Source organism: Prochlorococcus marinus str. MIT 9515, from assembly GCF_000015665.1.
Classification (GTDB): Bacteria; Cyanobacteriota; Cyanobacteriia; order PCC-6307; family Cyanobiaceae; genus Prochlorococcus_A; species Prochlorococcus_A marinus_P.
The window spans coordinates 425,456-447,743 of the sequence record NC_008817.1; the positions used below are offsets into that span (position 1 = coordinate 425,456).

At 30.7% G+C, this 22,288-nt stretch carries 24 protein-coding genes; 14 read left to right on the top strand and 10 right to left on the bottom strand.

All coding sequences use genetic code 11. From position 1 onward, the window contains the following. Positions 1-22: 22 nt before the first annotated feature. Positions 23-817 (bottom strand): methyltransferase domain-containing protein, encoded by a 795-nt coding sequence (locus tag P9515_RS02355; RefSeq protein WP_011819794.1) that lies wholly within the window; start codon positions 815-817, stop codon positions 23-25. Positions 818-891: 74 nt separating this feature from the next. After that, a complete protein-coding gene (locus tag P9515_RS09290) occupies positions 892-1,089 on the bottom strand; it encodes a DUF4278 domain-containing protein (protein WP_420805068.1) in 198 nt (65 codons plus the stop codon). Positions 1,090-1,330: 241 nt separating this feature from the next. On the opposite strand from P9515_RS09290, the gene P9515_RS02360 reads away from it, so the two are divergent. Beyond that, positions 1,331-1,591, top strand: a complete 261-nt coding sequence (locus P9515_RS02360; RefSeq protein ID WP_011819795.1) for a hypothetical protein — start codon at positions 1,331-1,333, stop codon at positions 1,589-1,591. Between the two features lie 18 nt (positions 1,592-1,609). Here P9515_RS02360 and P9515_RS02365 read toward each other — a convergent pair whose 3' ends face one another. Further along, positions 1,610-1,855 carry a NifU family protein gene (locus P9515_RS02365; RefSeq protein ID WP_011819796.1) on the bottom strand — a complete coding sequence of 82 codons (246 nt, stop codon included), beginning with the start codon at positions 1,853-1,855 and terminating at the stop codon, positions 1,610-1,612. Between the two features lie 69 nt (positions 1,856-1,924). Here P9515_RS02365 and P9515_RS02370 point away from each other — a divergent pair, with 69 nt between their 5' ends. The 3 genes from P9515_RS02370 to P9515_RS02380 all read left to right on the top strand — a co-directional run bounded on the left by P9515_RS02370 (position 1,925) and on the right by P9515_RS02380 (position 6,202). Then, on the top strand, positions 1,925-3,418 hold the full coding sequence (locus P9515_RS02370; protein ID WP_011819797.1) for a malate:quinone oxidoreductase: 1,494 nt from the start codon (positions 1,925-1,927) through the stop codon (positions 3,416-3,418). Positions 3,419-3,474: 56 nt separating this feature from the next. Next, on the top strand, positions 3,475-5,283 hold the full coding sequence (lepA, locus tag P9515_RS02375; protein ID WP_011819798.1) for a translation elongation factor 4: 1,809 nt from the start codon (positions 3,475-3,477) through the stop codon (positions 5,281-5,283). A 172-nt stretch (positions 5,284-5,455) separates the two neighbouring features. Further along, positions 5,456-6,202: an ABC transporter permease gene (locus P9515_RS02380; protein WP_011819799.1), complete on the top strand. Its 747-nt coding sequence runs from the start codon at positions 5,456-5,458 to the stop codon at positions 6,200-6,202. Between the two features lie 14 nt (positions 6,203-6,216). Here the strand turns inward: P9515_RS02380 and trmH are convergent, their stop codons facing one another. Next, a complete protein-coding gene (gene trmH / locus P9515_RS02385; RefSeq protein WP_011819800.1) occupies positions 6,217-6,891 on the bottom strand; it encodes a tRNA (guanosine(18)-2'-O)-methyltransferase TrmH in 675 nt (224 codons plus the stop codon). 165 nt (positions 6,892-7,056) lie between these two features. Here trmH and P9515_RS02390 point away from each other — a divergent pair, with 165 nt between their 5' ends. From P9515_RS02390 to P9515_RS02410, 6 genes are all read left to right on the top strand, one after another. Beyond that, positions 7,057-7,260, top strand: a complete 204-nt coding sequence (locus tag P9515_RS02390) for a hypothetical protein (protein WP_011819801.1) — start codon at positions 7,057-7,059, stop codon at positions 7,258-7,260. Positions 7,261-7,484: 224 nt separating this feature from the next. Continuing rightward, positions 7,485-7,877: a thiol-disulfide oxidoreductase DCC family protein gene (locus P9515_RS02395; protein ID WP_011819802.1), complete on the top strand. Its 393-nt coding sequence runs from the start codon at positions 7,485-7,487 to the stop codon at positions 7,875-7,877. 2 nt (positions 7,878-7,879) lie between these two features. Then, a complete protein-coding gene (locus tag P9515_RS02400; protein WP_011819803.1) occupies positions 7,880-8,116 on the top strand; it encodes a TIGR03643 family protein in 237 nt (78 codons plus the stop codon). 3 nt (positions 8,117-8,119) lie between these two features. Beyond that, on the top strand, positions 8,120-8,251 hold the full coding sequence (locus P9515_RS09295) for a DUF2256 domain-containing protein (RefSeq protein WP_071818446.1): 132 nt from the start codon (positions 8,120-8,122) through the stop codon (positions 8,249-8,251). Then, a complete protein-coding gene (locus P9515_RS02405) occupies positions 8,248-9,738 on the top strand; it encodes a cryptochrome/photolyase family protein (protein ID WP_011819804.1) in 1,491 nt (496 codons plus the stop codon). The genes P9515_RS09295 and P9515_RS02405 overlap by 4 nt, the downstream gene beginning before the upstream one ends. 365 nt (positions 9,739-10,103) lie before the next feature. Then, positions 10,104-11,417 carry a 16S rRNA (cytosine(967)-C(5))-methyltransferase gene (locus tag P9515_RS02410; protein ID WP_011819805.1) on the top strand — a complete coding sequence of 438 codons (1,314 nt, stop codon included), beginning with the start codon at positions 10,104-10,106 and terminating at the stop codon, positions 11,415-11,417. Between the two features lie 15 nt (positions 11,418-11,432). On the opposite strand, the gene P9515_RS02415 is transcribed toward P9515_RS02410, so the two are convergent. From P9515_RS02415 to petP, 3 genes are read right to left on the bottom strand one after another with little or no spacing between them, the layout of a single operon-like run. Further along, a complete protein-coding gene (locus P9515_RS02415) occupies positions 11,433-13,202 on the bottom strand; it encodes a transglycosylase domain-containing protein (RefSeq protein WP_011819806.1) in 1,770 nt (589 codons plus the stop codon). Between the two features lies 1 nt (position 13,203). Then, positions 13,204-14,151 carry a chlorophyll synthase ChlG gene (gene chlG, locus P9515_RS02420; RefSeq protein ID WP_011819807.1) on the bottom strand — a complete coding sequence of 316 codons (948 nt, stop codon included), beginning with the start codon at positions 14,149-14,151 and terminating at the stop codon, positions 13,204-13,206. A 9-nt stretch (positions 14,152-14,160) separates the two neighbouring features. Then, positions 14,161-14,385 carry a cytochrome b6f subunit PetP gene (gene petP / locus P9515_RS02425; protein ID WP_011819808.1) on the bottom strand — a complete coding sequence of 75 codons (225 nt, stop codon included), beginning with the start codon at positions 14,383-14,385 and terminating at the stop codon, positions 14,161-14,163. Between the two features lie 59 nt (positions 14,386-14,444). Between petP and hisF the strand changes: the two genes are divergently transcribed. Further along, positions 14,445-15,218 carry an imidazole glycerol phosphate synthase subunit HisF gene (gene hisF / locus P9515_RS02430; RefSeq protein ID WP_011819809.1) on the top strand — a complete coding sequence of 258 codons (774 nt, stop codon included), beginning with the start codon at positions 14,445-14,447 and terminating at the stop codon, positions 15,216-15,218. 32 nt (positions 15,219-15,250) lie between these two features. After that, entirely contained in the window at positions 15,251-15,952 is a 702-nt protein-coding gene (locus tag P9515_RS02435) for a ubiquinone/menaquinone biosynthesis methyltransferase (RefSeq protein WP_011819810.1), read from the top strand. Between the two features lie 9 nt (positions 15,953-15,961). Here P9515_RS02435 and P9515_RS02440 read toward each other — a convergent pair whose 3' ends face one another. Beyond that, on the bottom strand, positions 15,962-16,444 hold the full coding sequence (locus P9515_RS02440; RefSeq protein WP_011819811.1) for a DciA family protein: 483 nt from the start codon (positions 16,442-16,444) through the stop codon (positions 15,962-15,964). A 76-nt stretch (positions 16,445-16,520) separates the two neighbouring features. Here P9515_RS02440 and P9515_RS02445 point away from each other — a divergent pair, with 76 nt between their 5' ends. Beyond that, positions 16,521-17,270 carry a biotin--[acetyl-CoA-carboxylase] ligase gene (locus tag P9515_RS02445; protein WP_011819812.1) on the top strand — a complete coding sequence of 250 codons (750 nt, stop codon included), beginning with the start codon at positions 16,521-16,523 and terminating at the stop codon, positions 17,268-17,270. Between the two features lie 2 nt (positions 17,271-17,272). On the opposite strand, the gene P9515_RS02450 is transcribed toward P9515_RS02445, so the two are convergent. Next, complete coding sequence (locus tag P9515_RS02450; RefSeq protein ID WP_011819813.1) at positions 17,273-17,959, bottom strand: ABC transporter ATP-binding protein; 687 nt, start codon at positions 17,957-17,959, stop codon at positions 17,273-17,275. Positions 17,960-17,973: 14 nt separating this feature from the next. Beyond that, positions 17,974-19,494: an NAD(P)H-quinone oxidoreductase subunit N gene (locus P9515_RS02455; protein WP_011819814.1), complete on the bottom strand. Its 1,521-nt coding sequence runs from the start codon at positions 19,492-19,494 to the stop codon at positions 17,974-17,976. Positions 19,495-19,662: 168 nt separating this feature from the next. On the opposite strand from P9515_RS02455, the gene topA reads away from it, so the two are divergent. Next, complete coding sequence (gene topA / locus P9515_RS02460) at positions 19,663-22,275, top strand: type I DNA topoisomerase (RefSeq protein WP_011819815.1); 2,613 nt, start codon at positions 19,663-19,665, stop codon at positions 22,273-22,275. Positions 22,276-22,288 lie beyond the last annotated feature (13 nt).

Genomic DNA, 22,288 nt, shown 5'->3' on the forward strand with positions numbered 1-22,288 from the left:
AAATTAAATTTCTTGAGAAGGACTAAATATTCCCTACTAAAGTAACTGTTCTAAATTCAATATCTTCAATAACTTTCCAAGGTTCATTACTTCTTTCAGCGAATTCTAAGTTTTTAAAACCTAGATCTTTAAAATCATTAAGGAATTCCGGCTCATACCATGCTCCACTTATACATCCTGTCCATAGATCATGATCATTTTGCAATCTTAAAGGAACTTTTTTACTTGAGACAATATCGCTAATAGCTATTCTGCCGTTACCTTTAAGAACTCTTTTTATATTTCTTAAAAGATTATTTCTAGATTCAGGATTTACTAAATTTAAAACACAATTACTTAAAATAATATCAATTGACTTGTCTGCTATTAATGGATTTAAATCTTTATTTAATTCATCGAGATTTTCAATTGACCCTTTAAGAAATTCTGTATTGTTGAAACCGATCTTTTCTGAAAATTTTTTGGAGGCAGATCTTGATAATGTAAGCATATCAGGATTTTGATCAACCCCAATTACTTTCCCCTCTTCCCCAACAATTTGAGAACAAATAAAGGCATTTTTGCCACTCCCACTACCAAGATCTAAAACAATATCATTCTTCTGTACATATTTTGTTGGATCACCACATCCATAATCTCTTTCAATAACTTCTTCAGGAATTGCTTCAAGTAAAACAGGATTAAAACCAACAGGAGTACAAAGACAACTCTCTTTTTCTAATGCAGCAGAACCATACCTTTCTTGGATAGCATCTTTATGATCAAGACCTTTCAAATTTTTATTTGACTCATCAGTATTGCAGCAATCGCTAGACATAAAAGTAATCTTAATACTTAAATAAATATAGCCAAAAAAAAACCCCTAAGAAGAGGTTTTTTTTTGGAATTAAATTATTTAGTGTAGCTTACACCTCGGTAATTTAGTTCTGCTTTTTTATTACTTAAAGAAGCCTCATTTATCCTATTGGTGTAGACGTTTCTTCTGTAAGTAAGTTCAAAAAGTTGCTTTTTAGCAGCCTTCTTATTTTGAAGGTAGTTTTTACCTCTGTAAGTTAAAGTAATCATGTTTCGATGTGACAAAACGGTCATCCCCCGTTCCCTGGTATGACTCGAACTGCGCCCAATATTATGGGTGAACGAAATGTAGCTATCACTACATAATTATTATAAAGGTATTTTTGTTTTCCCGTCCAGATATTACAATTAGAAATAAATTAAATTTTTAATAAAATTTTTTTAATTTATTATTTTTAGTAAATTTTATTATAAATAATATCTAAAACGTATTAAATTTAAATTTAGTGTTCGCTTTTTTAATTAATTTAGATTTATGACAGGGTTTTTATATTTTTTGGGTAATACTTTAAGATGGCCCGCCTTAAAACCGAAAGAATTTTTTTCTTTACATGCATACTTTACTATTATTTATTTGATAACTTTTACATTAAGTAAAAATGAAGTTAACCAATCAAATTTAGTATTTACTTTAGGCATCTTGGCCCCCCTTTTAATTGCTATAGGTCAAGGTCTCCCTATAAATTGCTTAGATTATAAAACTTCATTAATGAAGGAAATAGGCAAAGAGTCATAAAAATTTTTGGTAAATAGCTTATAAAACTTGGACAACTTCGCTTATCTCAGGAATCATTTCTTTTAATTTTCTTTCTATTCCCATTTTTAATGTCATAGTACTGCTTGGGCAACTTCCACATGCACCTTGAAGTCTTACTTTAACAATGGGTCCATCAATTTCCGCTATTTCAACATTTCCTCCATCTGAAATTAAGAATGGTCTTAGTTCATCTAAAACTTTTTCTACATTCTCGTTTGTGAGTGGTAATGTTTCAGTACTCATGATTTTTAGTTATCCTTATGATTAGACTAGAAAGAAATTTGATTTATTGCAAAAAATAAGTTTTCTGTTGTGACTTCAAAAAAATTTTCTGATAAAAAAAATAATTATGATGCGATATTGGTAGGAGCCGGAATAATGAGCGGGACACTTGCCTTACTTCTCACAGAAATTTTGCCTGAGCTAAAAATTTTAATTATAGAAAAGTTAAAGATTCCCGGTAGCGAAAGCAGTGGGGCATTTAATAATGCAGGAACTGGTCACGCTGCAAATTGCGAGTTAAACTATACCCCTTTGGATGACTATGGTCATTTAAAAATAGAAAAAGCTCTTTCTATTAATCGTTCATTTGAAAAATCGATGTCTTTATGGGCTTCATTGTATTCATCTCAGAAAATAGATATTAAAAAATTTTTAAAATTTATTCCCCATATTAGTTTTGTCACAGGCAGTGAAAATGTTTCTTTTTTAAAGAAAAGATTTAAAAAAATGACTGAATATAAAGAGTTTGAAGATATGGAATTCTCATCATCATTTAATCAAATCTCTTCTTGGGCTCCCCTTATTACAAAGAGTAGAAATCCATTAGATGAAGTTGCTGCTACCAGAGTAAAAAGAGGAACAGATATAAACTTTGAGGTTTTAACAAGAGAATATTTAAAATATATTTCTAAAAATAAAAATGTTGAAATTAGTTATGAAACAGAACTAAATGACTTGAAGAAAACTAGTAATAAAGAATGGGAATTAAATATTAGTATGGAGGGCAGAAAAGTTAATTTGAAGACTTCATATGTTTTTCTTGGGGCTGGTGGCAAAACAATAAACTATTTACAAAAATCTAATATTCCAGAAGCTAAAGTCTATGGAGGTTTCCCCGTTAGCGGTAAATGGCTTATTTGTGAAGAGAATTCTTTAACAGAAAAACATAATGCAAAAGTTTATGGAAGAGCGGATATAGGATCACCTCCAATGTCTGTTCCTCATTTAGATACAAGATGGATTGAAGGGAAAAAATTTCTTCTATATGGACCTTTTGCTGGTTTTACAACAAAATTCTTAAAACAAGGATCTTATCTTGATTTGTTTAATTCCCTCAAAAAGAATAATTTATTATCTATGCTTGATGTTGGAATAAAGAATAATGATTTAATTAATTATCTTTTTTCACAATCAATAAAAAGTCATAAATCAAGAGTTGAGAACTTAAGAAATATGATGCCATCTGCTGATCCTTCAAATTGGTATTTAGAGAATGCTGGTCAAAGAGTTCAAATAATAAAAAAAACGAAAAAAGGGGGATCTTTGAAATTCGGAACAGAAATTGTTAATGCTGCAGATGGTTCCCTTTCAGCTTTGTTAGGTGCTTCTCCTGGGGCGAGTACCGCAGTTTCAATAATGATTGAGGTTCTAAAAAAATCTTGTCTTTTTACGCTAGATAAAAGTATTCTTGAACAAAAAATAAGTCATCTTCTTTATGAATCTGAATTAAAAAATCAAAATGAAAATGACTTTTTAGAAAATTTAAAAAAAAGAAATAATTCTATTTTAGGTTTCCATCCATAATCTTAATTAGCTAGTATTAATTAAGAAGATAAGAAAGGAGTTGTTCTGAATTTTATATGACTGATATATCCGTTTCAAAAATAAGAAATTTTTGCATAATTGCTCATATCGATCATGGTAAATCTACTCTCGCAGATAGATTACTTCAAGATACTGGAACTGTAAAACAAAGGGATATGCAAGATCAGTTTTTGGATAGTATGGATCTTGAAAGAGAAAGAGGTATAACAATTAAATTGCAGGCAGCGAGGATGAAGTATAAAGCTGAAGATTCGCAAGAATATATCTTAAATCTAATTGATACCCCGGGGCATGTTGATTTTTCTTATGAAGTAAGTAGATCTTTACAGGCTTGTGAAGGTGCTTTATTAGTTGTTGATGCAAGTCAAGGTGTAGAAGCACAAACTTTAGCTAATGTTTATCTTGCTTTAGAAAACAATTTAGAGATCATACCAGTTTTAAATAAAGTTGATTTGCCTGGTGCAGATGCCAATAAAATAAAACAAGAAATTGAAGAGGTAATAGGATTAGATACTTCTAATGCAATAAATTGCTCTGCAAAAACTGGAGAAGGGATAGAAGATATATTGGAAGCAGTTGTTAGTAGAATTCCTCATCCTCAAAATGAAATAAAATCTCCAACTAGGGCACTTATTTTTGACTCTTATTATGATCCTTATAGAGGAGTAATTGTTTACTTCAGAGTTATATCTGGGTCAATTAATAAAAGAGATAAGATCTTACTAATGGCGAGTAAGAAGCACTATGAATTAGATGAAATTGGAATAATGGCTCCTGATGAGAAGCAAGTTGATGAACTTCATGCTGGGGAAGTTGGTTATTTAGCGGCTTCTATTAAGTCTGTTGCTGATGCAAGAGTCGGAGATACAATTACACTATTTAATTCGGCAGCTAAAGAGCCCCTCCCTGGATATAAAACAGCTAACCCAATGGTTTTTTGTGGATTGTTCCCAACAGATGCAGATCAATATCCAGATCTAAGAGAGTCTCTAGAAAAGCTTCAATTATCTGATGCTGCACTTAAATATGAACCCGAGACTAGTAGCGCTATGGGCTTTGGATTTAGGTGTGGTTTTTTAGGACTACTTCATATGGAAATTGTTCAGGAAAGGTTAGAGAGAGAATATGATTTGGATTTGATCGTAACTGCTCCTTCAGTTATTTATAAAATTAATTTAAATGATAAGGAACAGATCTTTATCGATAATCCCTCGACAATCCCAGACCCACAATCAAGAGAATCCATAGAAGAACCATATGTGAAAATGGAAATCTATTCTCCAAATGAATTTAATGGAACACTAATGGGTTTATGCCAAGAAAGAAGAGGTATTTTTGTTGATATGAAATACATCACAACAGATAGGGTGACTTTGATTTACGAAATACCTTTAGCTGAAGTTGTTACAGACTTTTTTGACCAAATGAAAAGTCGAACTCAAGGATATGCATCAATGGAATATCATTTGATTGGTTATAGAAAAAATGATCTTGTTAGATTAGATGTTCTTATAAATTCCGAAAGAGCTGATCCTTTAACTTCAATTGTTCATAAAGATAAGGCCTATGGTATTGGTAGAGGTTTAGTAGAAAAATTAAAGGAGCTTATACCTAAACAACAATTTAAAATCCCTATTCAAGCTTCAATAGGTAGTCGCATAATTGCGAGTGAAAGTATAAGTGCATTAAGAAAAGATGTTCTTTCGAAGTGCTATGGGGGAGATATTTCTAGAAAAAAGAAACTTTTAAAGAAGCAAGCTAAAGGTAAAAAGAGAATGAAAGCAATGGGTAAAGTTGATGTACCTCAGGAAGCTTTTATGGCAGTTCTCAAATTAAATCAGTAATAAATTTCAAATTAAAAACTAAAAGCTATTTTATCTTTCAAACAATAGTTATATTTTAGTTGATTCGAATAATCATAAAGCTGTGAATGCAAATCCATCAAGTCAAGTTGCTAAGAATATTAGAAAAACTGGATTTGTAATTGTACTTGTATATCTTCTAATAGTATTGATTATGAAAGTACTAGAGGCTAATAACTTTTTTGGATATTCTGTATCATCATTTAGTAGTGACGTTTTTTCACCACCTTCCCTGAAACATTTATGTGGTACTGATAGGTTAGGCAGAGATGTTTGTTTACGAACTTTACAAGGATCATCTATAGCTATTGAAGTTGTATTCCTTTCTATTTTCTTTGCTTTAATTTTAGGCTTGCCTTTAGGATTATTGAGTGGATATTTTGGAGGGATATTTGATAAATGCTTATCACTCATAATGGATACTATTTTTTCTATCCCAGTTATTTTACTTTCAGTAGTGGTAGCTTTTGTACTGGGTAAAGGGATTATTAATGCCTCTATCGCATTATGTATTGTTTATTCTCCTCAATATTTCAGGTTAATTAGAAATCAAACAATACTAATAAAATCAGAGACATATGTTGAAGCTGCAAGAGTATCAGGAGCTGATATTAAAACTATAATTTTTAAATATATATTCCCAAATGTTATTACTCCATTGCCTATTCTTCTTACTTTAAATGCTGCCGATGCGGTTTTAGTTTTGGGAAGCTTAGGCTTTTTAGGTTTAGGAGTTCCCGCAGATGTTCCAGAATGGGGCAGTGATCTTAATCTTGCTCTTGCTGCTCTACCTACTGGAATATGGTGGACTGCTTTATTCCCTGGATTAGCAATGTTTTTTTTAGTCCTAGGTCTTTCTTTTATAGGAGAAGAAATAGAAAATATTTTTGAGAAGCAATAGTTGACTTTTTTTTATTATTGTTTTTTTATAACTTCATTAATTTCTCCATCCTGATTAAGGGTTGGATATTTATTTCCAGACTTTTTATAAATAGAGGCTAACTCAGGATAACTCCATTCAAATAATGTCTTTTGATATTCTTTTTGACTTAAACCTTCCCCATTTAAAGGAAGTAAACTTTTAATTTGTCTTTGGCGAATAGCTTCAAAAAGTAAAATAGAGGCAGCTACTGAAACATTCAAAGATTGGACCATTCCTGTCATAGGGATAAAGATTGATTCATCAACCTTGGAGATAAGTTCATCACTTAATCCCCACTTCTCTGCTCCTAAAACAAAACATGTATTTTCTGCATAGTCAAAATTCCTGTAATCAGTAGAGCTATCATTAAGTGTTGTTCCATATAATTTAAATCCTTTCTTTTTTAGATGAGATACTGCAGAAATTGTTGTTTCATGATTATTCAATTTGACCCATTTTTGACTACCTTGAGCTGTACTGTTAAAAGTTTTAACTTCATCTCTTTTACAAATGAAATTCGCTTCAAAAACTCCTGCTGCATCACAGGTTCTTAATATTGCAGATAAATTATGGGGCTTATTTACTGCCTCTACTAAAACAGTTAAGTTTTCCATTCGACAATTTAAAACATTTTTTATCCTCTCAAATCTTCTTGGTAAAATCGACATTTGAAAAATGTTTTAATTATGATCTTAACTATATTAATCCCAAAAAAAATTTTTAAATATACAAATTTTAGTTTGAATAATTAATTATCTTTTACTACCAATTTAATAGAGGTATTAAATTGGATGTTATCTCCCTTATAATAAATCAAAATTAAATAGGATTAAATGGCTTACATCGAATGGGATTATACAGTAATAAAAAGTATGGTTGAAACACAAGGTTGGACATTGCCTGAACCGGATTCAAAAGAATATAAAAAATTTAGTGATGAACTTGGAGAGAAGATGAGAGGAGTAGGTATAGTTTTCGAGAAATATTGTAAGTTTGCTCCGGAAATTGGAGAAGGTGTACATTTATTAGACGATTGAACCTTAGAAAAAATTTAACCATTGATGTATCCCTTAATCAATGGCTATTAACTAATAACATAAGGGACTTTTGAATAAATTAGAGTAGGAAATTATTAAGGATTTATAAAGTTTATTTTGAAATTTGATTGTGGATTTAATAAAGAGATTTTTAGAAAAAAATTTGTAATTTTAAATTTTCCACAAAAAGCTTTTTAAAATTTTATATTAAATAAAAAAGAAAGATGCAAAATAAATTAACATTTTTGTTCGATGGTGGTTGTCCGTTATGTTTAAGAGAAACTAATTTTTTAAAAAAGAAAGACGCTCTTAATAAAATAAGTTTTGTTGATATCAATAATCAAGACTATAATCCAGTTCTTTTCAAGGACATTTCATATCCAGAAGCAATGTCAAATCTTCATGGCATTTTAGAAAATGGAGATATTATTAAAGGACTAGACGTTTTAGCATATTCATACGAATTAATAGGACTCGGCTGGGTTTACTATCCTTTAAAAATTAAATTTGTAGCACCAGTTTTAAGAGTGATTTATAAATATTGGGCAAAATATAGACTTAAACTTACTGGTAGATCAAATCTTGAAAATCTCTGTACCTCTGAATGTGAACAATAAATATGGAAATTGTTGATATAGATAGAGTTATTGAGATGTGTTGGGAAGATAGAACTCCATTTGAAGCTATTGAACACCAATTTGGTTTAAAAGAAAATGACGCTATAAAAATTATGAGAAATAACCTTAAACCAAAATCATTTAAAATTTGGAGAAAAAGAGTTTCAGGAAGGAGAACAAAACATATGGAGCTTAAGGATTCGACTAGATTTAAATCTACTCATAAAAGAAAATTATAAATTTTGAAAAATTTACCTAGCAAAACGTGTCCAGTTTGCAATAAGACATTTGATTGGCGCAAAAAATGGAAAGATTGTTGGAAAGATGTTAAATACTGTTCAAATAGATGCAGAAATAGGAAATCACTAGTATGAATCAAATATCAATCATCTTCCCAAATCAACTTTTTAGAGATAGTCCTATCTTAAAATTAAATTGTGAGATCTTAATGATAGAGGATTCCTTGTTTTTTGGAAATGATAAATTTCATAAGTTAATTAATCATAAAAACAAATTAATTTTTCATAAAGCTTCAATGCTCGCATATAAAAAATATTTAGAAAATTTAGGTTATAAAGTTTTTTATATAGACAACAAAAATAATTTTTCCACAGTTGATTATTTATCAAATTACTTAGAAAAAAAATATCAAAAGATAAATATTTATAATCCTCATGATTTTTTAATTATGAAAAGAATAAATAGCTTTGTAAAAGCCAACAAGCTTAAATTACAAATTTTCCAATCCCCAATGTTTATTACTAAAGAAGACTTAAGAGAGTCATTTAGGGTGAATCCCAAAAAACCTTTGATGGGTAGATTTTATGAGAATCAAAGAAAAAGTCAAAATATATTAGTTAATCTTGATGGCTCACCAAAGGGAGGTAAATGGAGTTTTGATGAATTAAATAGAAAAAAATTACCAAAAAAAATAACTATTCCTGAAATTCCAAGATTACCAAAAAATGAGTTTGTAATGCAGGCTGAAAATTTAATTACTGATTTAAATATTGAATTCATCGGGGAAAGTAATCATTTTATATATCCAACTTCTTTTTCTGAAGCAGATAATTGGCTTCATGATTTTTTCGAATCTAGAATTTTTTTATTTGGAGATTATGAAGATGCAATTAGTAAGAAAAAAGTTTTTTTATGGCATAGTTTGCTTTCTCCTCTTTTAAATAGTGGTTTATTAACTCCAAAAGAAGTTATAAATAAGGCATTAACTTTTGCTGAAAAAAATAAAGTTCCTATGAATTCTTTAGAGGGTTTTATTCGTCAAATTGTTGGATGGAGAGAATTTATTTGTCTTGTTTATGAAAAGCATGGTACCAAAATGCGTACTACCAATTTTTGGAATTTTGAGAACAATCCAATGCCTGATGTTTTTTATACAGGAAATACAGGGATTGAGCCAGTAGATATTGTTATAAACAATATTATTAAATACGGTTATTGTCATCATATTGAGAGACTAATGATCGTAGGCAACTTTATGCTTTTATGTCGTATACATCCAGATCAGGTTTATAAATGGTTCATGGAAATGTTTATAGATTCTTATGATTGGGTAATGGTACCCAATGTATATGGGATGAGTCAGTTTAGCGATGGAGGCATCTTTTCAACAAAACCTTATATTTCCAGTTCAAATTATGTAAAAAAAATGTCTGATTATAAAAGTGGATCTTGGTGTTCAATTTGGGATGGATTATTTTGGAAATTCATAAAAGATAATGAAACTTACTTTAGAAAACAATATAGATTGGCGATGTTAACAAGGAATCTAGATAAAATGAGTGACGAAAAGTTAAATGGTCATTTGACAACAGCTGAGGTATTTATAAAGAATCTTTATTAAAGAAACAACCATTTTTGAAAACTTAAGAGAACCTTACATTCTGATGAAAAATTAGATGTAGATGCTAAGTTGGTCCAAATTTAGAAATTAAATGAATATTAACGTTTTTTTTTGAATATAAATTTTAATCTAATTGCTTGAAACTTTCTTATCTAACTTATTTATGAAAAATAATAAAAAAATTAAATTATTATCTAGAGAAAAACTGCACTCTTTAAATATATATTTATTTTTAGGATTTAATTTTACCCTGGTAACTATTCTTGGTTTTATTTTGTTTAATACTACAATTAATAGTTAACTTCAATATTGTCAGTAAATAGTATATTAAATATATATATATTTTTAAATAACTTTAAGACACTTTGGCAACAGGATACCTTCAAAGAAAAGCATCTTGGGAAATTTTATTAAAGGTAAGTTCTGGTATCTATTCAGACCATGCACTTGAGAAGGTACTAAAAAATTATGAGTTTAATTCATTAGATATAGCCTTCATAACTGAATTATCTTTTGGATGTATAAGATATAGAAAATTTCTTGATACTTGGATAGATCACATCTCAAAACTTTCTCATCAAAAACAACCTCCAAAACTAAGATGGCTTTTACATATTGGTTTATATCAATTATTGAAAATGGATAAAATACCTTTTCCTGCCGCTATTTCCTCCACAGTAGAAGTAGCAAAGAGAACTGATTTAAAAGGTTTAGCTGGTACCGTGAATGCAATATTAAGAAATACTGTTAGAAATATAGAAAGAGATAATTGCCCAAAAATATCTACTGACGAAATGGAAAAGTTATCTTGTCTTGAGTCATTGCCATTATGGCTTGTAACTGAAATTGTTAATTGGGTAGGAATAAAAGAAGCTAAAAATATCTTTAAAGCATTTAATAAAAAACCTACGATTGATTTACGAATTAATTCACTGAAAACTAATTTCAATAAAATTTTGAAAGAACTTAATGAATGTAATATTCAGGCAGAGCCTATAAATCAATTAAATAATGGAGTTGCTTTAAATTCAAATCCAAGATCTATAAAAAATCTTCCAGGGTATAAAGATGGCCTATGGGTGGTTCAAGATAGATCTTCTCAATGGGTGGCTCCTCTTTTAAATCCGAAGAAAGGAGAAAAGATTCTGGATGCTTGTTCTGCTCCTGGAAGCAAAACAACTCATTTAGCTGCATTAGTAAATGATGATGCTGAAATTCTAGCTGTTGATAGATCAGAAAAAAGATTGAAAATACTACAGTCAAATTTAGAAAGATTAAATATAAAAAGTGTAAAAACCTTAGAAGCAGATGCCACAACTTTGATTGATATTAAGCCAAATCTCGCATCTTATTTTGATAAGATTTTAATTGATGCTCCTTGCTCAGGAATCGGAACCTTTGCAAGAAATCCAGATACAAGATGGTCTTTAAGTAAAGATAAAATAAATCAATTAATTATTCTTCAGGAAGGATTACTAGACAGTATTTTCCCTCTTTTAAAAAAAAATGGAACTTTAGTTTATTCAACGTGTACAATTTGCCCTGATGAGAATAACTTACTCATTAGAAGATTTTTGTCAAAAAATAAGGAACTTAAATTAGATAGTGAAAGACAAATTTTACCAAGATTTGATAAGCCAGGAGATGGATTCTATGCAGCAACAATATCCTATAAGTAAAACTAAAACTTTTTATTATTGAATTTTTAAATCAAAAATTTTACTTATAAATTTTTTCCAGAAATAAGCTGCATTACCACTTGATAAGTTAGATTTTTTGTTTTCATCAAAACCTATCCAAACTCCAGTAGTAAGATTTTTAATTGAACCAATAAACCAAAGGTCTCTATTCTCATCCGAGGTACCTGTCTTTCCAAATATCCTTTCTCCTTTTATTGAAGCTCCTATCGAAGTTCCTTCTGATACAGATTTCTCAAGTAGATTATTTAAATTTTTGTTTACTTTAGGAGCTAATATTTTCTTATGAACAAATTTGTTTTCCCAAATTAATTCTTGATTTTTTGACTCTATTTTTTCAATAATGCTAGGCTTATAGAGATTTCCATTGCTATTCAAAACTGCATAGGCGTTTGTAATATTTAGAAGGTTATCTCCATAAGATCCAATAGCTAATGGTAGAAATTCTTCAAGCTTTTGTTCATATCCTAGTCCAAATAAATTAGCTAAATTTATAATTTTTTTTAGGCCTATATTATTAGCTATTTTTAATGGAACTATATTAGAAGATTTTTTAAAAGATTCAGTTAAGGATATCTTACCAAGGTAGTTTTCAGAAAAATTGTTTGGACAATAATCTTTCCAGCAAGTAGGAATATCCTCGAATTTATCACTTAACTTTCTACCTTCTATAAGTGCTGCTGCATAAGGAATAATTTTAAAAGTTGAGCCTAAAGGTCTTACTGCTGAAGTGACTCTATTAAATTCGTTTATTGATGGATTTTTGCTGGTGATCATTGTTCTAATTAAACCTGTATTGGATTCAATTGATACCAAAGCTATTTCAATATTATTAGGACCTATATACTTTGAAATATGTTGTCCAATTTCTTGCCAATTTTTGTTGATACTTGATTTGATTTTTAAAAACTTATATTTTTTATGAGTCTTAATAATTTTATTTGCTTCCTCCAAAATATAATTTACTAATAATTTATCGTTAAGATTTTTGTTATCTATTTGATAATTTAATTTAACTTTTTCCTGAAGAGCTGAATCTTTTTCACCTAATGATATGTGGCCATCTAAATACATAGATTCTAAAATTTTATTTCTTTGTTTAATAGCTAAATCAATATTTTCATAAGGTGAATAAATTGAAGGAGCAGGAGCTAAACCTGCTATTAAGGCAACCTCAGATAATGTTAATTCGTTAATAAATTTCCCAAAATAAACTTGAGAGGCCTCATTTACTCCGTAAGCTCCAGATCCTAGGTAAATATTATTTAGATATAATTTTAAAATCTGGGATTTACTGTATTTAAAATCTAGTATTAAGGATATTATCATTTCTTTAATTTTTCGTTGAAAACTTAAATCATTATTTAAAAAAATTAATCTAGCTACTTGCTGCGTAATAGTACTTCCACCCTCCTTAAAGGACCTACTTTGAATATTATTAATCAAGGCTCTTGATAAACCTATTAAATCAATTCCATTATGTTTAAAAAATCTTTTGTCCTCTCCAGAGATAAAAGAATATTTTAGGAAAAATGGTATCGAATTTGTATCATCAAGGACATCAAATTTTCTACTTAATTTGCTTAATATTTTATTATCAGAAGATAATATTTCATAAGAATAGGTTATTGATTTTGAATTATTATTATTTTTAAGTGGATTAGAATTTAAAGTAAACCTAATTAAATTAATTACGGGGAAAAATATACCAAAGAAAATAAATATTGAGGGGGTAATAATAAGATATTTGTATTTTTTTTCATTCACTTTAAGCTACTAAAAAACTATGTCCTATTGCTAAGGCAGTTACTAACATTCCAGTTATTAGGAATGGCTGTGCGCTTGCCTGATATTTGACATCAAATTTTAGCGGGTCTCTTAGTAACCACATATCTTGAAACGTAATTTGAGGAATTACCAGTAAAACTAAAATTACTGATGCTAAATGTTGACCAATAACAATTAATACAATAACCATCGCCAATTGAAAAATATCAATGAGACCAGCACTTATTCGACTAGCATTTTTAATTCCAAATATTACAGGTAATGAATTTAAACCTAGTTTTGAGTCCCCTTCAACACTTTTAAAATCATTTATTACTGCTATGCCTAGCCCAGAAAGACTATAAGCAAGAGTTAGCAATGCAGTAACAATCGTTAATTTCCCAAATAAAGCTTGCCCTGCCCACCAAGGAAGAGCTATGTATGATGCTCCTAAAGCGTAATTTCCTAGCCAGCCATTTTGCTTCAATTTTAAGGGAGGAGCAGAATAGATGTAACTTACGAAAGAACCACCTAAAGCTAGAAGGAGGACAGAAGGAAAACTATGTTTTGCATATAAATCTAGTAAAAAAGAAACAACTAATCCAGAAATAAGTAATACCCAGATTTGTGTTTTCACTTCCTTAATCGAAATTTTTCCAGAGGGGATTGGTCTATTAGGTTCATTAATAGCATCAATATCTCTATCAAAATAATCATTAATAGTTTGTGTATAACCTGCTAAAAGTGGTCCGCTCATAAGCATGCATGCTAGTGAGGCTAAAACGTTGCTTATAGTCCACTGAAAGTTTCCGCTTGCAGCGGCTCCACAGATTACACCCCATATTAAAGGTATCCATGTAATTGGCTTCATCAATTGTATTCGGAGTTTCCAAATACTTGAGGTCTCTGAAGCACCTTTAATGCCTAATAATTGTTTTGGATCATTCACTTTAGCTATTTAACCTTTCTCAATTTCTTCAGGGAAAAACCAATTTTCTTCTCCATTTTGCAATCTAACAGTAATGCCAATACTTCTACCATCAGTCATTTTATATCCAGTTGTTACAACTCTTGGGTTTGATGATATTTGATCAATTAGCTTTGCAGGTAATCTATCTTTAACCTTGTTAATGTTGATTTTAACTTTACTACCAATTTTAGGTAATAATTTTGTTTGAGCCATAAGAGTTAAAATGGAAGCTATTATGCAAGATTAACAGTCTTTGGACAATTTTTTTTAAAATGGTAGCTCTTCGTTTAATTCCTTGTTTAGATGTAGCTAATGGCAGGGTAGTTAAAGGTGTCAATTTTGTAAACCTTAGAGACTCCGGCGATCCTGTTGAATTAGCTTGTAGATACTCAGAAGCAGGGGCGGATGAATTAGTCTTTTTAGATATTAGAGCTAGTGTGGAAAATAGAAAAACATTAGTTGATCTTGTCTCTAGGACTGCGAAATCAGTAAAAATCCCTTTTACTGTTGGTGGTGGAATAAATTCGATAGTCACAATAAATGATCTCTTAAGAGCAGGCGCAGATAAAGTAAGCTTGAATTCATCTGCAGTTAAGAATCCAAAAATAATTTCTCAAAGCTCTAAAAAATTTGGAACACAGTGTATTGTGATAGCTATTGATGCAAGAAAAAAACATAATGTATCTAATGAATGGGAAGTCTACGTTAAGGGGGGTAGAGAGAACACTGGTCTAGATGTGGTAAATTGGGCAAAAAAAGTTGAGGAATTAGGAGCTGGAGAAATTTTATTAACTTCTATGGATGGAGATGGGACACAAAATGGATATGACTTATTATTAACTAAAACAGTTGCGAAGGCAGTTAATATTCCTGTTATAGCTTCAGGAGGTGCAGGCTCTTTAGAAGATATTTTTGATGTTTTTACTGAAGGTGAAGCATCTGCAGCACTTTTAGCATCCTTACTTCATGATAAAAAACTTACCATTGAAGAAATAAAATCTTTTCTTATTAACAAGAAACTAATAATAAGGCCGAATGAAAAATAGCTTATTATTATTAATTTTTAAAATGATTAAATATGAGGCATAAAAAAATTAATGAGGTCAAAACTATTTTTAATAATATTTCTTGTAGTTATGACTTTTTAAATAGTTTATTCAGTTTAGGATTACATAGATTTTGGAAAAATAAATTAGTTTATTTATTAAAACCAATTGATGGAGAAGATTGGGCTGATCTTTGTTGTGGAACTGGTGATTTATCCTTTCTGATTTTTAAAAAAGTTAGTCCTAATGGAACTGTTACTGGTATTGATAGTGCAAAAGAAATTTTAAATATTGCAAGGAAAAGGTCCAAATTGATTGGAAATAAATATATATCTTGGGAAATGCAAGACATCTTTGAAATAGATGAAAACTTAAAAAATTATGATGGAATTTGTATGTCTTATGGTTTAAGAAATTTGATGAATGTAGAGGAAGGATTAAAAAAAGTCTTTAATCTTTTAAATAATAGTGGTAGAGCAGGGTTTCTAGACTTTAATCATTCTAAGTTGAATTCTTTAGCTGATTTATTTCAAAAAATATATTTAAGATCTATCGTGGTCCCAATTTCAAAATTTTTCCAATTAAGTAAAGAATATTCTTATATTGAAAAAAGTATTAAAAGTTTTCCGGAAGGAAATAAACTCATGCTTATCGCGAAAAAAGTTGGTTTTAAGAGGGTTGAATATAGGACTATTTTTTTCAATCAAATGGGAATATTAATAGTAGAAAAATAAAAAATGATCTTAACCATTTTTTCTCCAACAAAAAGTACATTTCCCCCATCTTGATATTTCACCTTTTGGTGCAGGACTATTACATAGTTTGCAAATAACCATATTATTATTCTTTATTCTGCTGGGATGATTCTCCCAGATGATTTTTGCGTTAATCTCTTTTTTATCTAAAGTTTGGACTTCATAATTTTGTATTATCTTGATTTCATTTAAACTAATTCCAAATTTGCTAATACTCTCTTTTAAACGGTGCTTGTTATAAATCAATGCCTGCCTCCATTGTGGATGATTTACAGCAATAGTAAGATTTTTTTGATCAATTTTTAATGGTTTGCATGCTCTAGATAATTCAAGACCAATTAACTTTTCCCAATTTTCATTTAGTTTGGATAATTTATCTAGGTCTTCCCATGATTTTTTGAAATTATCAAGACAATTTCTCATTGAAAATGGATATCTTTTATTTAATATTGGTAAATATTTCTTATTCAATTTGTTTAATTAAAACTATAAGATTTAAGATAATTTAATCTATTAAAGATTGCTTGTTTTTTAATATTAAGGTTTTGTGAAAGTTTTAGGTTCTGTAGCTAGGACAGCATTTTATTTCAAAAAAATTCAGGGATTGTGCCCAGATTGGAAACTGCAATACAAATTCAAATGTAGAAGTACTGAATATGAACTAACAAATTTGCTTCAAGATTCTCCTGTCCAGAGAAATAAACCAATAGCAATAGTGGCCAAAGAGCAATTATCAGGGATAGGTCAAAATTCAAGATCATGGTTTTCTCCTAAAGGAGGAATTTGGCTTAGTGCAGCTTATCCAATATTCTCCTCAGAATTTTCAAGTGAGACTTTGAGTCTTTCATTCGCAATTAAGTTATGTGAAATGTTTCAAATGGAATCTATAAATGTTGATTTGAAATGGCCAAATGATATTTTTTATGATTCTAAAAAATTAATTGGATTTTTACCTAGGGTCATAACAAGAGGAAAAGAAATTATTTATATGAGAATTGGTTTGGGAATGAATTTTTCAAATAAAACTCCATTAGAGGGGATTGCTTTATCAGAAATACTTAAAACTAAAAATATATGCGAACATTATTGGACTGCGAAAATTCTTAAAACTATTCATGATTCAGTCGAATTTAATGGTAAAAAAGAATATATTATTGAGAATGCAAATAAATACCTTACAAAAAAACAATTACCTAGAGGGTATAACTCCAAGTACTGGAAAATAAAAGATGTAGACAATAATGGGAATTTGAGAATTTATAATCAAACCCAAGAAAAAGTATTAAAAAGATTTTAAATTTATTTTATTTTTAATTCAACTATTTTCCCATCTTTAAACTTTGCAACTTTTTTTGCACGACTTGCAACTTCATCTTCGTGAGTTACTAAAACTATAGTTATCCCTGATTCATGTAATTTATCAAAAAGGTCTAATACATCTTCTGTTGTCTTTGAATCCAATGCTCCAGTAGGCTCATCTGCCAATAATAGTGAAGGATTATTTATAATTGCTCTTGCAATTGCGACACGTTGTTGTTGTCCTCCGGATAACTGATTAGGACGATTATCAATTCTCTTAGAAAGCCCAACTTTATCTAATGCGTTTTTAGCTCTTTCTTCTCTTTCAATTGGATTGACACCCGCATAAATCATTGGTAAAAGTACATTTTCTAGTGCTGTAGCGTCTGAAAGAAGATGAAATTGTTGGAAAACGAATCCTAATTTTTGGTTTCTTAACTCAGCTAATTCGTCATCAGATAAATTTTCAACTGGAGTCCCATTTAATTTATAAACTCCCTTGGAGGGCCTATCTAGACAGCCAATAATATTCATTGCAGTACTTTTGCCTGAACCACTTGCACCCATAACAGCCAAATAGTCACCTTTATAAATTTCTAAATTTACATTATCTAAGGCTTTTACAATAAGATCATCTTTACCGTAAGTCTTAGATACTTTTTCTAAGGTCGCAACTTTTTTAGTCATTTATGAATAATTTTTTAGAGCATATTATTTGTTACAGCTAAGATATCCTGTAAAAAAGGAGTTTCTGATACTGCTGAATTAGCTAATTTGAAAAGAGGGTTAGAAAGTATTCCTCCTAAAGCTGTCACAGCTATACAAGTATATAAAGCAATTCTTAACGGAGGTAATCCTATTATATTCCATTTGATTTCAGGATAGGATTTTACTATTTCAGAAGCTTCTTGGGGCTCTTTTACTACCATCATTTTTATAACCGAGATGTAGTAATAAATTGAAATTACTGAAGTAACCAATCCAACAACTACTAAAAGATATTGATGATTAGCCCAGCCTGCAAAGAACAAATATATTTTCCCGAAAAAACCTAACATAGGCGGAAGTCCTCCGAGAGAAAGAAGACATAAACTCAAACCCAAAGTAATTAAGGGATCTTTTTGATACAGGCCTGAATAATCTGAAATTCTATCTGAGCCAGTTCTAAGAGAAAAAAGTATTACACATGAAAAAGCTCCTAGATTCATAAATAAGTAAGCAGCCAAGTATAAGACAGCAGCTGAAAGACCATCTTGAGTCCCGGAAACTATTCCAATCATTACAAATCCTGCTTGACCAATTGAACTATAAGCCAACATTCTTTTCATTGAGGTTTGGGCCAATGCAACAATATTTCCTAAGGCCATACTTAAAATAGCTAAAATGGTAAATAGTAATTTCCATTGTTCATCAAAAGAAGAAAAAGAGGTGGTTAAAATTCTTATTGCAAAAGCAAATCCAGCAGTCTTTGAACCAACTGACAAAAAAGCTACTACCGGCGTGGGAGATCCTTCGTAGACATCGGGTGTCCACTGATGAAATGGAACTGCAGCAATTTTAAAAGCAACAGTTGATAAGACAAAGACTAGAGATAAGGATGTAATAAAAGATGGCTTATTTATTATCTCTACTCCAATAGTTGATAAGTTTGTGGAACCACTTAGACCATAAAGAAATGAGGATCCATATAAATAAATTGCAGCTGCTGCTGATCCGACAAGAAGATATTTTAAAGCGGCCTCTGAGCTTCTTGGGTCTCTTTTGAGGTAACCGGAAAGCAAATAACTTGCTACTGATAAAGTTTCTAAAGATATAAATACACTTACAAGGTCAGTAGATCCACACAAAAGCATGGCTCCTAAAGTTGCCGATAAAACTATTGCAGCAAATTCTCCGATTGGACTTCCACTCTGCTCTGTATAACGCCAACTAATGAGTAAGGAAATCAAAGTTGATAATGCAATGATTGATCTAAATGCAATAGCTAGATTATCTGAATTAAAAGAACCAAGGAATGCGTTATTAACAGGGTTACTCCACTGAAAAGCGAGACTTACCAGAGAACTGCCTAAAGAAATATAACAAATCACAGGCGCCCACCTAGAGGCTGTCTTTTCGCCAGCTAGATCAACAAGAAGAGTACCAACAATACCAAGCAAAATGAAAGCTTCTGGAATAATTGCTTGAGCATTTAAATTAATTGTAAAGATTTCGTTAGGCACTTAATTAAATTGAATGTTTGATTGTAAGGATGTAAGAGTTAATCTTAAGTTGATTATAATTTGTGGGTATGATTTTTGAAATTCTTGAGCAAGTTTGTTTTAAGAAGTTTCAATTAATCATAATATGCCCTAATTGATTAAAAAAACACCAATTATTTGAAATAGACCTTGGATCACACACTTGTTATTGTTGAAAGTCCCACAAAGGCAAAAACTATAAGAAGGTTTTTGCCTCCTAATTATGAAGTTTTAGCTTCTATGGGGCATGTAAGAGATCTTCCAAAAGGAGCTGCTGAAATCCCTGCATCAGTAAAAAAAGAAAAATGGTCAAGAATAGGTGTAAACACTACAGAAGATTTTGAACCACTTTATATCGTTCCTAAAGAAAAAAAGAAAGTTGTTAAAGATTTAAAAAATGCCTTAAAAGATGCTACCCAATTACTATTAGCAACTGATGAAGATAGGGAGGGAGAGAGTATAAGTTGGCACTTAATGCAAATACTTAAACCCAAGATTCCAACTAAACGGATGGTTTTTCATGAAATTACTAAAAAGGCTATTAATAAGGCTCTAGATGAAACTAGAGAAATTGATATGGAATTAGTTCAGGCCCAAGAAACAAGAAGAATTCTTGACAGGCTTTTTGGATATGAACTTTCCCCATTACTTTGGAAAAAGGTAGCCCCTAGGCTTTCTGCAGGTCGTGTTCAGTCTGTATCTGTAAGATTGCTTGTTAATAAAGAAAGAGAAAGGAGAGCTTTTAAAAAAGCTACTTATTGGGGATTAAAAGCCACTTTACTTAAGGATAATGTTTTTTTTGACAGTAAGTTATCTAGCCTATCTGGTCAGAAAATCTCTAACGGATCTGATTTTGATGAGAAAACCGGTAAATTAAAAAATGGTAATAAATCTTTAATTTTGAACGAAGAGAGAGCGAAGAGTTTGCTCAAGTCTTTATCTGAAGAAAAGTGGAGAGTTATAAAAATAGAGAAAAAACCAACAACTAGGAAGCCTGTTCCACCATTTACTACTAGTACCTTGCAGCAGGAGGCTAATCGAAAACTTCGATTATCAGCAAGAGAAACAATGAGATGTGCACAAGGCTTGTATGAGAGAGGTTTTATTACATATATGAGAACTGATTCGGTACATCTCTCAGAACAAGCAATAAGAGCGGCGAGAGAATGTGTGCAGTCAAGATACGGAAAAGAATATTTATCAAGTTCAGTTCGTCAATTTAATTCAAAAGAAAGGAATGCTCAAGAAGCTCATGAAGCTATTAGACCTGCCGGAGAAGTATTTAAAACACCCAGCGATACAGACTTGGCGGGAAGGGATCTTTCCCTATATGAATTAATTTGGAAAAGAACTGTTGCCAGTCAAATGGCTGAAGCAAGATTAACTATGGTTAATGCTGAAATAGAAGTGGGAGAAGGATTATTTAAGTCCAGTGGAAAAAGTATTGATTTTGCAGGATTTTTTAGAGCTTACGTCGAAGGTAGTGATGATCCAAGTGCATCATTGGAACAGCAAGAAGTAATTCTCCCAAATTTAACTCTTGGGTCTACTCTTGAGGTGGCCAGTAAAGAGGCTACTTATCATGAGACTAAATCTCCAGCCAGATATACTGAGGCTGCATTAGTTAAAGTTCTAGAAAAAGAGGGCATAGGCAGACCTTCTACTTATGCAAGTATTATTGGAACAATAGTTGATAGGGGTTATGCAAATATTTCTTCAAACTCTTTATCTCCTACCTTTACTGCTTTTGCTGTTACGGCATTACTAGAGGAGCACTTCCCTGATCTAGTAGATACTACTTTTACGGCAAAAATGGAATCTTCATTAGATGAAATTTCTTCAGGTAATCTAGAATGGCTACCATATTTAGAAACTTTTTATAAAGGTAAAAACGGTCTTGAGGTGAAAGTTCAGAAAACAGAAGGTGATATTGATGGGAAAGCATATAGACAAGTTGATTTTGATGATCTCCCTTGTGTAGTTAGAATCGGATCAAACGGGCCATGGCTAGAGGGAGTAAAAATAGATGAATCAGGAAATGAAATACAAGCAAAAGGAAATCTCCCTATGGATATTACTCCTGGAGATTTAGATAAAAAGAAAGTTGATCAAATACTAAGTGGCCCCTCAGATCTTGGGACTGATCCAAAAACAGGTGAGCAAGTATTTTTGAGATTTGGTCCTTATGGACCTTATGTTCAGCTAGGTAATATTGAAGAGGGTAAAGCCAAGCCAAGAAGGGCTAGTTTACCCAAAGACTTGAAAACTGATGACTTGTCATTATCGGAAGCTCTAGAACTATTAAGCTTACCAAAATTGCTTGGAGAGCATCCCGAGGGTGGAATTGTTGAGGCTGACAGAGGAAGATTTGGTCCTTATATTAAATGGATCAAAGATGAAGATACTTCTGAAAATAGATCTTTAAAAAAAGAAGATGATGTATTTAAGGTTGATCTTAAGCGTGCATTAGAAATCCTCGCGATGCCAAAATTAGGGAGAGGGGGACAAGAAGTAATAAAGGATTTTGGGAAACCTAAAGAGTTAAATGATAAAGTTCAAGTTTTAAATGGAAAATATGGAATATATGTGAAGTGTGGGAAAATAAATGTTTCTCTGCCTAAAGATACTGATTTAGAAAAATTTACAATTGAAAATGCCTTGATTCTTTTAGAAGAGAAAATGAAAGATAAAAAGGTTTCTGTTTTCAAAAAAAATAAAGTAATTAGTAAAAAGACCAAAAAAAATAAAAAAATTAAAAAATAAATATGGGTTTTAA

What these genes read in the sequence shown, in the direction of transcription:
- P9515_RS02355 (WP_011819794.1), bottom strand. Translation starts at nt 817, where the DNA reads ATGTCTAGCGATTGCTGCAATACTGATGAGTCAAATAAAAATTTGAAA.
- P9515_RS09290 (WP_420805068.1), bottom strand. Translation starts at nt 1,089, where the DNA reads ATGACCGTTTTGTCACATCGAAACATGATTACTTTAACTTACAGAGGT.
- P9515_RS02360 (WP_011819795.1), top strand. Translation starts at nt 1,331, where the DNA reads ATGACAGGGTTTTTATATTTTTTGGGTAATACTTTAAGATGGCCCGCC.
- P9515_RS02365 (WP_011819796.1), bottom strand. Translation starts at nt 1,855, where the DNA reads ATGAGTACTGAAACATTACCACTCACAAACGAGAATGTAGAAAAAGTT.
- lepA (WP_011819798.1), top strand. Translation starts at nt 3,475, where the DNA reads ATGACTGATATATCCGTTTCAAAAATAAGAAATTTTTGCATAATTGCT.
- P9515_RS02380 (WP_011819799.1), top strand. Translation starts at nt 5,456, where the DNA reads ATGAAAGTACTAGAGGCTAATAACTTTTTTGGATATTCTGTATCATCA.
- trmH (WP_011819800.1), bottom strand. Translation starts at nt 6,891, where the DNA reads ATGTCGATTTTACCAAGAAGATTTGAGAGGATAAAAAATGTTTTAAAT.
- P9515_RS02390 (WP_011819801.1), top strand. Translation starts at nt 7,057, where the DNA reads ATGGCTTACATCGAATGGGATTATACAGTAATAAAAAGTATGGTTGAA.
- P9515_RS02395 (WP_011819802.1), top strand. Translation starts at nt 7,485, where the DNA reads ATGCAAAATAAATTAACATTTTTGTTCGATGGTGGTTGTCCGTTATGT.
- P9515_RS02400 (WP_011819803.1), top strand. Translation starts at nt 7,880, where the DNA reads ATGGAAATTGTTGATATAGATAGAGTTATTGAGATGTGTTGGGAAGAT.
- P9515_RS02405 (WP_011819804.1), top strand. Translation starts at nt 8,248, where the DNA reads ATGAATCAAATATCAATCATCTTCCCAAATCAACTTTTTAGAGATAGT.
- petP (WP_011819808.1), bottom strand. Translation starts at nt 14,385, where the DNA reads ATGGCTCAAACAAAATTATTACCTAAAATTGGTAGTAAAGTTAAAATC.
- hisF (WP_011819809.1), top strand. Translation starts at nt 14,445, where the DNA reads ATGGTAGCTCTTCGTTTAATTCCTTGTTTAGATGTAGCTAATGGCAGG.
- P9515_RS02435 (WP_011819810.1), top strand. Translation starts at nt 15,251, where the DNA reads ATGAGGCATAAAAAAATTAATGAGGTCAAAACTATTTTTAATAATATT.
- P9515_RS02450 (WP_011819813.1), bottom strand. Translation starts at nt 17,959, where the DNA reads ATGACTAAAAAAGTTGCGACCTTAGAAAAAGTATCTAAGACTTACGGT.